Genomic DNA, 12,020 nt, shown 5'->3' with positions numbered 1-12,020 from the left:
GCAATTAGACTTACACAACTCAGCAACCATCAGCTAGTGCCCGCCCATGAGCAAAGCCAACTAATCTTAACGCGATAAAGCGAACAGTACTGAACAGGCTATTTAAAGATAAAAAATTCGGTACATTTCTGATCCACAAATGCCTTGAATTTGCGTCTAAAAACGCTAGTTGCAAATGTTTCAGCATGAGCACGAATTGCTAGCGGATCAAAAACAAAGTCTGCTTCAAATCTACCCACGGCATCCTTTATCGAGCCCTCGGTTTGCTCGTGAAAAAAAACTCCTGTTTTTTCCTCCAGAACAGTTTCAAGTGCCCCACCCTTACCATAAGCGATCACCGGAGTACCGCACGCCTGCGCTTCAACAGGAATGATTCCAAAATCCTCTTCAGCCGCGAAAACGAACGCCTTTGCACGCTGCATATGATCCCGTAAGACATTAAAAGGTTGATACCCCATAATAGTTACATTTGGACCAGCAGCATGTTTAACTTTTTCGAACTGGGGACCATCACCTATAACAATCAGTTTTTTATCTGGCATACCCGAGAATGCCTTGACGATCAAATCCATTTTTTTATAAGGAACCATACGTGAAGCCGTAAGGTAAAAATCGTCTTTACTTTCAACAACATTAAAATCTTCAACCGCAACATTAGGATGAATAGTTATAGACTCTCGCTTATATACCTTACTGATGCGGCGCCCAATATAGTCACTATTTGCGACAAAAAACTCCACATTATTCGCTGTCCTACTATCCCACCCCCTGATTTTATATAACATATAGCGAGCCAACCAACCTTTCAGTCCACGCTCCAGACCGGACTCTGCTAGATACTGCCCCTGCATATCCCAAGCATAGCGAATGGGTGAGTGACAATAACATACATGCAGTTGATCAGGACCAGTAATAACACCCTTAGCAACAGCATGACTGCTACTTATAACAAGATCATATGCAGAGAGATCTAACTGTTCAATCGCAAGAGGCATCAACGGTAAATATAGCTGATACCGGGTGCGGGCTCTAGGGAGATGTTGAATAAATGTTGTCTTGGAGGGTTTCCCTCCAAGTTTCTCTCGATCGCTAGCAGACAGAAAATCAACAACAGAGAAAAGATCAGCCTCAGGCCAAAGACAAATAATCTCCGCCAATACTTTTTCAGCCCCCGCAAAAGTAACAAGCCAATCGTGAACTATAGCAACCTTCATACCCACCCCTACAAAAATAAAAATATAACCGCAACTTTTCTAAATTATGAGCATATTACCCGCAAGGGTCGCACTTTAAGAACAACTTGGAAAAGCACAACCTAATTATTACTCCCAATAAAAGCGCAGCAATCATTGCATATTGTCCGAGGCCGGTCGAAAACAAGTTTACCACTGCAAAAAAAGGTATAAAGGCGCAGAAAGTCAAATATATTGGCAACCAGTATAATTTCTGGTTCATTACATTGCGCGCCACCATTCCAATTACTATAGCAAAAAGCAAACAAGCAAAGCCCGCGCCTAGAGGGCCAAAATCATAAAGCACTGGCCCGAATAGTGTGGTGTAAACACCTGGCCTGACTACGCCTGCAGTTAAAATATCCTCGATCTTACCTGCTTCTGCTAAAGACATAACAATTTTCGATGGAATATAAAAGCTTTGTAAGCCATAAGTCGTCGCGCTGTCAGTCAACCCGCAAAGATAAAAAAACTCATAAACCCCATGAGTAACATACTGAGAAAAGTGAGTAAAGGCATATATAATCCCAGATATACCGGCGCTACCATTGTTCGTCAGATAGTTGACAACGCCCTCACTTGCAGGCGCAAATCGCGCATAACCTGAAAGCTCCATAGAGGCTATCGGATCAACTCCCATTTGCACTGTTCTCACCCAAAAAACCATACCTGCGAACCAAACCAAAGCAATCGCCGCGACCACTCCTAAAAAAACATTCCTCAAAGAAATCTTGATATACCCTGTCATCAGAACTGAGAGCAAACATACGGCCATGAATATGACCATTCCACTTCGGGATCCTTGGAGAACCACATCAAAAACAGCAAATACAGCAGATAGAATCAGCATCGGAAAGTGACTGACTCTCCGAATACCTGCGCTTCTCATGAAAACAATCAGAAACGGTAGGAACAAAAACATCGACGAAAGTAAAGCCCCAACCAAAGCGACACTTCCCATACCTCCTGATGCAATCATCTCCCTGTTGGCCATGAAATCAGAACTAATATTTCCTCCCGCCCGAATAAAAATGCGCTCAAAAACCCGAAGAACCAAACCAGACATACCCAGAAAAAAAACGAGCCAAGTCAGCCTACGTAAGAGCGAGACATTAAAATGCACATGAAGCACTTTTCCTCGCATTCGCCCGCAAGATAAAAAAAGCCCAAAACAGAAAATAAATATATATGCAAATAAAACAAGTACCGAAAAGTCGCCCCCCTCATAACTATAGTCAATAGGCGCCAGTAACCAGATAAAAAAATATAGACCACCGCCCATCAAAAAAATTTTATGCGGACAGAACACTGTTAGCTTCAAGACTGAAGCAGTCATATCATCACCTTTTTAGTTTTAGAAGCAAAGCTATCAACTAAAGAGCCTCGCCCTAAACACAAATATAAACTGTAGAACAACTATGCTGACAAAACCCGCAGCCCACGCGATCGTAAGCGAAAGTTTGTAATGATCGTTCCCCCAGAAATAAAAATATCCAAAGACTATTAAAGAAACAATCAATCCCAAAGCTACACTGATTGATTGCGACATGACCCTGCCTGCACTATTCAGAACCCCCTCAAGACAGGCACTTGTGGACCATAAAATCATTATTCCGGCCATCGACCAAATCAGCCATACATCGTTAGAGTCAGGCAAAGGAATATCAGTCGAACGAATAGCATGAGACGATACCGTGAGTGCAATGACGACAGCAGATATCGCCACCAACCCTACGCACCCCAAAATAGCAAATTTTCTTTTAGTTGGGTCTCCGCCGTAGATCCGCATAAAATAGTAAGTATTAATAAATTGATGAATTACTATTGCTATAGACAGCCAGCGGAAAACTATCGAAAAAGCCGCAACCAGGCTCTCATCACTAACCCATCCCATCAACAATCTAGGCCCTGCCATAAAAGCCCCCATCAATGCGCCACCGATGAGAAATCTGTAGCTAAGAGAGAACGTTTTTTTATAGTCCTCATGACGCCAGCAACTAACCCTAGGCAGATCTGACACTTTAATCAAAAGCCATAACATAAAAGATTCGACGACTATCATCACCGACATGAATCCAGATACAAAATCCACGCCCACTAGCGCCAATAACAACGAGAACAGCAGAGATATATATAGAGCGCTTTCTGCTAGTGAAGCCCAGGCGCCCTTCCCTAGCCCCTTCAAACGAGCAGACAGTACCAACTGCAGAACGACTATTGAACTTTGTAACGCCACCACACTGACATAGGAGATCTTCCACCCTGCTCCGACTACGGATAACAGCAAAGCAAAGAGCAGTGTAGAAGAACAAACAAAAAAGATATATATAACGGCAGCTCTTACATAGGGAGAAAACATTCCTCCCAAAGAACCATAAGCAACGACACCTTGAGCGCCCAAGGTCATTATGGGACCGATAGTCATTGATAGTGAAAGCCACCACTCAAGGGCGCCATATTGACTTTTACTTAATAACCATGCAGCCAAGAAGGGAGCAAACAACACTGAAGATTTCGACACACCAAATAAGACAGCGTGACCTGAAAGTTTTCTTACAATTTGTCCCAATTTCAGTCTCCCGGTTTCTTATTGAAAACCGTTTCAACTAAACCATTAACTTTTACTTCGGGATAACGGTGCTTGGCAGCATCATAATCAGCGCCAATCCATCTCAGCGCCTGACTCACATACAACCCTGGCAATACGAGGGATTTTGAAACGCAAGAGGCGGCGCCGACCGTTATGCCATTATGAATTTTCACCCCAGCATTAATGACACATGCAGAACCTATATAAACATTGTTTCCGATCTTTATGCTGCCATCAATCCTAAATCGATCCAAGCCTGTTGGGGCATGGAGATATCCGTGGGTCCAAATTTGGCTTGCCACACCTGCAATCGTGGAGTAATCACCCAATCTAACGCTACGAGTACAATCAACAAGATGCCTAGATGTAAGTTTAGAGAAAACACCTAAACGCAAAACTGATCGCCCCCAAGTAACACCTCGCCTGGCTCTTATTACTCTATTAAAGTTACCAATTGCCGCGCTCTCTTGCAAAAACACCCAAACATCACCTTTAATCTGGTTGAAGTGCTGAATATACGAGCCCTCTCTTAAAACCAGAGTCTTACATGATATATAGTTTCCATGACCAATCTTAACCGAGTCTCGCAAAATGATTTTTCTACTTTCGACCCAGGAAAAACCAATCTTACAGCCCCTTCCAATCTCCCAACCAAGAAGGCGTAACAGAACGTTTTTGAAGACCATCGGTGGACATAACAAGCTAATAGTAGCCGAAACTTTTCTCTTCAGATGCATCGCTCAGCCACCCTTATCAAATTCTCGCCAACCTGTATTATATTCTTCGAATCTAGCACCGAGGGCAAACTGGCTGGATCAGAGATAAAACCTGGAAAGGTAGTAAAGTAAAGTTTTTTCACCAATTCGGTTCTGCCTTGGTCATCAGCTAACTGAAACTGCGCAACTTCAATGCGTGCGATAACATCCTTAATCTCCACAACACTATTGGCATGCGCATAGCCAGCCTCATCAGAGAGTATCCCCGGGCCAAACTGAACAACAGGCTTACAAGAAAGAATACTTTCAACAGCAATAGTTCCGGTAACGGTACACACCAAATGAACTCGACTAAATATTTTATCCATTCCCATTTCAAAAGGGATTGGAATAATGCGATGATTCACTGAGAGTATGTTTATCAAGGTATCGTCTAACTCATACTTTGACTTAGGATTTAGCTTTACAAGTAGTTTCCACCCCGGAGGCAAGATATCTGCAAGGTCACTTATAAGCCTTGACTGCTCCCGGTACTCCTGCCCCCACAGATCAAGATTCGACTCCGGTTGCATTTGCATCGGATATAAGAGATAACGACATCCGTCATCCAATTTAAATTTTTCTACGCAAATTTCGCTCCACCTAATAAGGCGCCGCGACACGGCCTTGTCCAACTTTCGCTTCCGCCAAGGAGAAGGAGTATTAAATCGCTCTCCGCGAAGATAGCTTTTTATTAGTAGCAACCGATTCGCAAAGGAGCCATGGACAGGGAATGTACGTCCATGGTCAGTAGGTAATGATGGCCGCATGTAATCCGGGATACGCTCACGCTTACGTATCGCCTCTGCAAGTGAATAACACTCTTCATCCGAAGGTAAATCTGTTGCCCCGCCAATCGCATCCTTGGTATCACCAAGATATATGCTGTATCGCCCGCCCGGGTAACCCGGCATTGATGGGTGAAAAAATGGCACATCATTTTTCTTGCACCAGTCTACGGCCATCAACTCATGAAATAGCGTCGCCTCACCAATTACGAGTTCAGGTTTTTCCTTTAAAAGAATGCGCTCTATTTCGGCATAGTAGTACTCATAGTGAGAAGTATCCCCTCCAAAATAGTTGATATATCTGTCTGACCTGACAATTTTCTCGAGGCCGTAAGATTTTGAAAGAGCCCTTGCATCCCTAGACGAAGGAAAAGCTATTACATTGGCCACGCCATTTTTAGGCATGAAACTAGGATTCTGCACCACCCAAGCGACAACATGTCCTTGCTCGATAAAGTATTCGGCCAACGCATCCCAGAAAAAAGTCTTATATCTATTTTCCAGCATTACAATTTTCATGAGTTAATACTTTTCTTTTCGTTCAATAAATCTGAAACCAGGACCAACGACAATCGAGTTCTCTGGAATACTTTTGCTTACGACTACACCCGCACCAATGACGGAGTTTTTGCCAATTGAAACCCCACCCAAAATGATACTGTGTGCACCAATCCACACTCCATCCCCTATAGTAATTGGCTTGGCTATGTGTTTATAAGGCAAATCACCATTAACATCTAGAGAAGCTGTCTCCAGATGCACCCCTTGAGAAAGTCTAACTTCGTTACCAAATGAAACCGGAGACATAGCCCCAATCACACAACCAGGACTCAACATTACTCTCCCTGAGAAATGTATATTCTCAGGATATTTGAAAACAACGCTCCAATGACAGTTACTCCCTTTAGGTATATCCACCAGGGCTCTTACCTTAGCAAAGGCCCAAACTCGTCCGCAACCGCTCCCAAGCTTGACCAGCATTCTAAAAAAATATCTAACGATAAAAATACGAAAAAACGACTCAGCGACACTTTTCAATTTATTCTTCATTTTATATAAAGCCGATTTATATATAAATCCACGTTTGGAGCTTTATCTCTATCTAGCGGCACCGGGTTGTAATCATATATTCCTATCGGGTGGAGGGAATACTGCGCCTGAAACAAAAGTCTCCGCTCCGAGGAGGGGAGCTGACCTTTATGCAAACCAAATGTATTTTCTAAAAAGGCAGTCCCTCTAGCGCCAGTAAAATATTTTATACCATCCTTTCCAAAACCAGCCTCAACCTCCTCGTCGGTGTACCTTCGAATTGTCCTAAACGTTGGGTCTCTATGACTAGTAGGAACGAAGACATGCGGGCCTGAACCGAGCCCCACATCCGTCATATATATAAATAACTTAATAAACCGTAGATCATCTACATCACGATGAAAACTTTCTGCTTCCTGAGGGGCATCATGACCTGGATAGGACCACCAAACACTCAAATTTGATAGCGTAGGCTTCACACCCAAAATGCTCTCCACAACTTTAAGCACTCTCTCATCATTGATCCACTTTATTGCATGTGGTGAGTTGACAATATCTTCAGTTGAAAAAGGCGCGGTATGACAATCTGCTGGAGGAACTTCGGGATCGAAATAACCGCTACTCGCATTCCAACGATCAAAAACTTTCTTGTCTGAGAACCACTCAACCATTTCCTCAACTTCGCTGTCCTTCACTAAATTATCCAGCGCCACATATCCTGCTTTATGTAAAGAGGCCGCCTCATCCTCATAAGGAGTAACAGAAAATGTTTTACTCGGCAACCGCTTACAGGCCAGGGCAGAGATAAGTTCTCTGCCCCTTGGATTCATCATGAGTCTCTGACTGAAAAAAGCAAGTCTTCTTAATGGATAAACTCGACCTAATATTTTCTTTAACTTTGTTTCAGTCATAACTCAGTCCTTTCGTTAAACCCTACGATAACGTTGCCGATTATATTCGAGCACCCTTAGCTCAACGTACAATCATCCAGCAAATTCCAAGAGCACCTCCCCGAAAAACCAGCAGAGTAGCTAATTGAATACAACCTTACACCACCCTGCTCAATCAAATTCAATATCTATGTCTTCAAATCGCACTGGAGTATTTTTATTGACTCCAACCTTGACTCTTCCCCCAATTATTTTACTCATATATTTCGGAGGTATCCCAAACCCAGGCCTAACACTCCTTACTGAATCCTCAGTAACAATATCGTTTGCCTGCAGAGCTTTGACAAAATAAAGAGAACGTCGAAACTGAGCATTACCTTGCTCACTGGATTTGCGACCATAATCAACTTTGCCCAAGGCCGCCCATGCGGTTTTACTATCACGACATAAAGCCACAAGTTCGACCGGTTCCAGTGAGAAGCTATCGTCGGGGCCACCACCACTACGATCAAGGGTGAAATGCTTTTCGATAATAGATGCGCCTAACGCCACGCTGGTAATCGCGGTTGTATTATCCAGTGTATGGTCTGACAAACCAGTGACAAGACCGAAATTTCGCATCATGTCAGGAATGGTACGAAGGTTGTAATCCGCGGCTGGAGCTGGATATCCACTTACACAGTGCAGTATGGCCAGCTCCTTACAACCTCCATCACGCGCTGCATCAACGGCCTCCTGAATCTCCTCAGCGTCAGCCATTCCTGTTGAGATAATCATCGGCTTGCCGGTACTGGCCACGTACTTTATCAACGGAAGGTCGATCGCTTCAAAAGAAGCAATTTTATAAGCTGGGGCATTGAGGCTTTCGAGTAAATCTACTGCCGTTGTGTCAAAAGGCGAACTAAATATAGTAATACCAATTTTTCTAGCATACTCAAATAGAGGCTCGTGCCACTCCCATGGCATATGCGCTTCTTGATATAGCTCATATAATGTGCGGCCATCCCAAAGCCCGCCACTGATCTGAAAATCCTTTGAGTCACAATCAAGAGTTATAGTGTCAGCGGTATAGGTCTGCAGCTTTACCGCATCAGCACCTGCCCTCTTGGCCTCGTCTATGATTTTTATAGCCGTTTCGAACCTACCGTTGTGATTAGCGGATAATTCCGCAATGATATAGGGAGGTTCATCGGTTCCAATTTTCCGACCGGCAATGCTGATGCTAGGACTTGACATGTTTGTCTTTCTCACAGGGACGCGGCCATTCGTGGCTTATCAAACCAAAGCAGATTACCGCATGATAGTTTTTACCATCGTGATATTGGTCACGCAGAATTCCTTCTTGCTGAAATCCAAGACCACGATGAAATTTTATTGAACGCTCATTGAAGGCAAGTGCTTGCCCGCAGACTTTATGCAGACCAATAGTTTCGAAGGCATACGTCAAAGCCATCTGCCCCAATTGTCGCCCGGTGCCTTTAATTGCTTCAGGCGCAATATAAAATCCCCAATCTGCTATCCCACCCGAATTTAGCGTGGTGATATTGATATAACCTTGAGGAAGTCCATTCATCTCAAAAATCAGTAAATGCTTACGTGTATCCAGAGAGGCTTTTTCGAACCAAGCACTATGCTCTGCAAAACCTATCTCATGCTGAGTGTACATATATCGACGAATTTCAGGATGATTACGCCATGCCAACACACATCCCAGATCACTCGTCGTCATCTTGCGTATGGACGCACCTGTTCGTGGTGAATCAGACATAATTAGCACTCATCTTTTCAATAACACGCTTGACACCACTTCCATCACTCACCAAGCGCGCAGACTTACTCATTCGAAGCAACACGTCACTACACTTTAGTTGTTCAATGATCTCAGGTAGGCGAAGGGCTATATCTCCAACATCTTCAATCAACATAACACTGCCTGACAACTGCAGAGCATGGGCACTGGGTTTCTGATTTTCAGCCAAAACAACCATTATCGTTGGTACCCCTAAACAGCATCTCTCCCAAGAGGTACTACCTGCTGCCCCGACAATAAGGTCAGAATCAGCCATACGCTGAGCCATATCGTTTACATTCACCACCACATTCGTTGGCCATGGCATGGTGGCCGCAGTTTCGGTCACCTCAGCAAGCCAAGGAGCCTTCAACCCCATTACCACACTAATAGTGCAACCGTCTGGGAGCGAGCAGGTTCGCAACGCCTGAAGTGCGGTCCCTGTCGCGTTAGCTTGGTCAACACCCCCCATCGTTATCAACAGGTGATTGAGTCGTGCTGAGCCGCGCTGCTCCAAACTTCGTTGGCGAAGCCTGGAGAATTCCGGGCGGAGAAGAGCGTATTGAGCCCCTAATAAAAGCTCGCAACCGGCAGGTACAAGCCCGGAATAGTCGTCTGTGTTGCGGCCTAAAGTCTGGTCAAGAAGAATATTACAAAGGTGCTGACGATCTGCCAGGTCATCTATAACCATCAATCTTTTAACACACACCTGCAAGGAAGCCTCCCAATCGGCATCCAATGCATAATGATCGACTACCAACCAATCAGGTTGCAATGCTTTCAACACTTTGGCGCTTTCTTTAGCATCCTCTGCCTGGCTTGTGCCTAACCAATGTGCATGCGCTAGTGGGTTTGTATCTAATTCAAGTAAGTCGCTATGCTGTAGGTCTATATCAAGACTGAGACTGTATACGTCAAACCCTCTACTCCGAATAACATCGGACAAATTTCCGGGATGCTCCCGACAAATAAAATGGCACTCAGCCCCCTCGGCCCTTAGTGCTTCAGCCAAGGTCAGGCAACGCATGACATGCCCGCTGCCTATTTGCAGTGAGGCATCAGCTCGAAAAACCACCTTCATCGCTTTCACGAAGGGTTCGACTCAGCTTGAAAGGCTTTGTACAGCCATTCTGCTCGAACCCAATCCTCGGGTGTATCGATGTCCTGCACGCGGTGACGCGGTAACAGGACTGCGCTGGACTCGGGACTGAAGATCATTTCGCCTTTCAGCCAGGCATCGGCCAGCCCCCAATAGAACTGCCCGGCATCGTGATAGCTTTCTTCAAGATCTTGGGAGCGGGTATTGAAAAGCTCAGGATTGAACATCTCCACTCGTCCGGCCCCAGTCAGGCGAACCGCCCGCTGAATAGGGAATGCATAGCTGGTGACCGAGAACGCATACTGGCTTCCCGACAGCTCGAGCGTGCTCAATCCACGCCGCAGATCCTCGGGGCTCACGAAGGGCGCAGTCGCATACAGACAGCAAACCTGTCGAGCGTAGAATCCATTCGTGTTGCACCACTCGATGGCCTGCTGAATTACCGGAATAGTCCCGGTGTAATCGTCAGACAGTTCTGCCGGTCGCGTGAACGGAACGCTTGCACCGTACTGTCGGGCAACTTCAGCGATCTCTTCATCGTCGGTGGAAACAATTATTTTATCAAAGCAGCCACTTTCTAATGCCGCCTGGATCGACCAGGCGATCATCGGTTTTCCGCAAAACACCTTGATGTTTTTTCGTGGAATACGTTTGCTGCCACCCCGGGCAGGAATGACGGCGAGTCTCATGCTTGCAGGGCCTTGGCGATTGCTGCCACTACCTGGTCCTGCTGCTCGTTGGTCATGGTCTGGAACATCGGAATACTGATGGCTTCACGGTAGTAGTCTTGTGCAACTGGGAAGTCCTCAGGCTTGAAACCCATCCGCGCGTAATAAGGTTGGGTGTGCACTGGAATATAATGCAGGTTCACGCCAATCCCTTGTTCTCGCAAGGACTCGAATACTTGGCGGTGAGTCTTGGTGATTTTTTCCAATTGCAGACGAATCACATAGAGATGCAAACCCGAATAACTATCGCCATGTTGCCACGGCGTGCTCACCGGTAACGTCGCCAGCAGATCGTTATAGCGGGCGGCCAATTGATGCCGACGAGCGATGTACTGATCCAGGCGCTCCATCTGGCTGACGCCTAAAGCAGCCTGCAGTTCGGTCATCCGGTAGTTGAACCCCAGGTCAATCTGTTGGTAGTACCAGGGCCCGTCTGCTTCGTGAGTCATCTGTTGCGGATCACGGGTAATACCGTGGCTGCGCAACAGGGCCATTTTGCTGGCCAACTCGGCATCGTTGGTCAGAGCCATGCCACCCTCAGCGGTGGTGATGATTTTGACCGGATGAAAACTGAATACAGTGATGTCGCTGTACTTACCGTTCCCGATGAATTCACCTTTGTATTTGCCGCCAATGGCGTGCGAGGCGTCTTCAATAATCTTGAAACCATAACGGCGGGCCAGTGCATGAATCGCCTGCATGTCGCAGGGCTGACCACATAAATGTACTGGCACGACGATTGTTGGCAAGGTTCCTTCGCGCTCAGCCTGTTCCAGCTTACGCTCAAGCGCTTGCGGGCACAGGTTATAGGTACGTGGATCAATATCCACGAAGTCGACCTGCGCACCGCAATACAAACCGCAGTTGGCAGAAGCAACGAAGGTAACCGGGCTCGTCCACAGGCGGTCACCAGGACCGAGACCCAGCGCAAGGCAAGCGATGTGCAACGCCGAAGTGGCACTGTTCACAGCTAGCGCATGACTGGCGCCCACATGGTGCGCAACCTGCTGTTCGAATCGAGGCACCATCGGGCCTTGAGTGAGAAAGTCAGATTGCAACACCCCAATCACCGCATCGATGTCAGCTTGGGTTACGTCCTGGCGACCGTAGGGAATCATGT

Annotated in this window: 12 protein-coding genes; all 12 read right to left on the bottom strand. The window is 45.9% G+C overall.

The window, feature by feature from the left end; genetic code table 11:
* Positions 1-98: 98 nt before the first annotated feature.
* Positions 99-1,214 carry a glycosyltransferase family 4 protein gene (locus PBDP_RS08400; RefSeq protein ID WP_046063034.1) on the bottom strand — a complete coding sequence of 372 codons (1,116 nt, stop codon included), beginning with the start codon at positions 1,212-1,214 and terminating at the stop codon, positions 99-101.
* 55 nt (positions 1,215-1,269) lie between these two features.
* Positions 1,270-2,568: a hypothetical protein gene (locus tag PBDP_RS08395; RefSeq protein WP_212802077.1), complete on the bottom strand. Its 1,299-nt coding sequence runs from the start codon at positions 2,566-2,568 to the stop codon at positions 1,270-1,272.
* 33 nt (positions 2,569-2,601) lie between these two features.
* On the bottom strand, positions 2,602-3,801 hold the full coding sequence (locus PBDP_RS08390) for a hypothetical protein (RefSeq protein WP_212802076.1): 1,200 nt from the start codon (positions 3,799-3,801) through the stop codon (positions 2,602-2,604).
* Between the two features lie 2 nt (positions 3,802-3,803).
* Positions 3,804-4,559, bottom strand: a complete 756-nt coding sequence (locus PBDP_RS08385) for an acyltransferase (protein ID WP_212802075.1) — start codon at positions 4,557-4,559, stop codon at positions 3,804-3,806.
* Positions 4,550-5,884, bottom strand: a complete 1,335-nt coding sequence (locus PBDP_RS08380) for a hypothetical protein (RefSeq protein ID WP_212802074.1) — start codon at positions 5,882-5,884, stop codon at positions 4,550-4,552. Before PBDP_RS08380 ends, PBDP_RS08385 begins: the two co-directional genes overlap by 10 nt.
* A 3-nt stretch (positions 5,885-5,887) precedes the next feature.
* Positions 5,888-6,415, bottom strand: a complete 528-nt coding sequence (locus PBDP_RS08375) for an acyltransferase (RefSeq protein WP_212802073.1) — start codon at positions 6,413-6,415, stop codon at positions 5,888-5,890.
* Positions 6,412-7,305: a phytanoyl-CoA dioxygenase family protein gene (locus PBDP_RS08370; protein ID WP_212802072.1), complete on the bottom strand. Its 894-nt coding sequence runs from the start codon at positions 7,303-7,305 to the stop codon at positions 6,412-6,414. The genes PBDP_RS08375 and PBDP_RS08370 overlap by 4 nt, the downstream gene beginning before the upstream one ends.
* A 150-nt stretch (positions 7,306-7,455) precedes the next feature.
* Positions 7,456-8,520 (bottom strand): pseudaminic acid synthase, encoded by a 1,065-nt coding sequence (gene pseI, locus PBDP_RS08365; protein WP_046063030.1) that lies wholly within the window; start codon positions 8,518-8,520, stop codon positions 7,456-7,458.
* A complete protein-coding gene (gene pseH, locus PBDP_RS08360; protein WP_249411842.1) occupies positions 8,507-9,052 on the bottom strand; it encodes a UDP-4-amino-4,6-dideoxy-N-acetyl-beta-L-altrosamine N-acetyltransferase in 546 nt (181 codons plus the stop codon). Before pseH ends, pseI begins: the two co-directional genes overlap by 14 nt.
* A complete protein-coding gene (pseG, locus tag PBDP_RS08355) occupies positions 9,045-10,154 on the bottom strand; it encodes a UDP-2,4-diacetamido-2,4,6-trideoxy-beta-L-altropyranose hydrolase (protein ID WP_212802483.1) in 1,110 nt (369 codons plus the stop codon). The genes pseH and pseG overlap by 8 nt, the downstream gene beginning before the upstream one ends.
* Positions 10,155-10,159: 5 nt before the next feature.
* Positions 10,160-10,861 (bottom strand): pseudaminic acid cytidylyltransferase, encoded by a 702-nt coding sequence (gene pseF, locus PBDP_RS08350; RefSeq protein WP_046063028.1) that lies wholly within the window; start codon positions 10,859-10,861, stop codon positions 10,160-10,162.
* Positions 10,858-12,018, bottom strand: coding sequence for a UDP-4-amino-4,6-dideoxy-N-acetyl-beta-L-altrosamine transaminase (pseC, locus tag PBDP_RS08345; protein WP_212802071.1), 1,161 nt, complete (start codon positions 12,016-12,018; stop codon positions 10,858-10,860). Before pseC ends, pseF begins: the two co-directional genes overlap by 4 nt.
* Positions 12,019-12,020 lie beyond the last annotated feature (2 nt).

The organism is Pseudomonas sp. St290 (genome assembly GCF_018325805.1).
Lineage (GTDB): Bacteria > Pseudomonadota > Gammaproteobacteria > Pseudomonadales > Pseudomonadaceae > Aquipseudomonas > Aquipseudomonas bijieensis.
This window is presented reverse-complemented; position numbering and strand designations above follow the sequence as displayed.

Bases quoted from the DNA above. Each gene is read 5' to 3' on its own strand.
- pseI (WP_046063030.1), bottom strand. From the start codon at position 8,520: ATGTCAAGTCCTAGCATCAGCATTGCCGGTCGGAAAATTGGAACCGAT.
- PBDP_RS08375 (WP_212802073.1), bottom strand. From the start codon at position 6,415: ATGAAGAATAAATTGAAAAGTGTCGCTGAGTCGTTTTTTCGTATTTTT.
- pseF (WP_046063028.1), bottom strand. From the start codon at position 10,861: ATGAGACTCGCCGTCATTCCTGCCCGGGGTGGCAGCAAACGTATTCCA.
- PBDP_RS08380 (WP_212802074.1), bottom strand. From the start codon at position 5,884: ATGAAAATTGTAATGCTGGAAAATAGATATAAGACTTTTTTCTGGGAT.
- PBDP_RS08370 (WP_212802072.1), bottom strand. From the start codon at position 7,305: ATGACTGAAACAAAGTTAAAGAAAATATTAGGTCGAGTTTATCCATTA.
- PBDP_RS08385 (WP_212802075.1), bottom strand. From the start codon at position 4,559: ATGCATCTGAAGAGAAAAGTTTCGGCTACTATTAGCTTGTTATGTCCA.
- pseG (WP_212802483.1), bottom strand. From the start codon at position 10,154: ATGAAGGTGGTTTTTCGAGCTGATGCCTCACTGCAAATAGGCAGCGGG.
- pseC (WP_212802071.1), bottom strand. From the start codon at position 12,018: ATGATTCCCTACGGTCGCCAGGACGTAACCCAAGCTGACATCGATGCG.
- PBDP_RS08395 (WP_212802077.1), bottom strand. From the start codon at position 2,568: ATGACTGCTTCAGTCTTGAAGCTAACAGTGTTCTGTCCGCATAAAATT.
- pseH (WP_249411842.1), bottom strand. From the start codon at position 9,052: ATGTCTGATTCACCACGAACAGGTGCGTCCATACGCAAGATGACGACG.
- PBDP_RS08400 (WP_046063034.1), bottom strand. From the start codon at position 1,214: ATGAAGGTTGCTATAGTTCACGATTGGCTTGTTACTTTTGCGGGGGCT.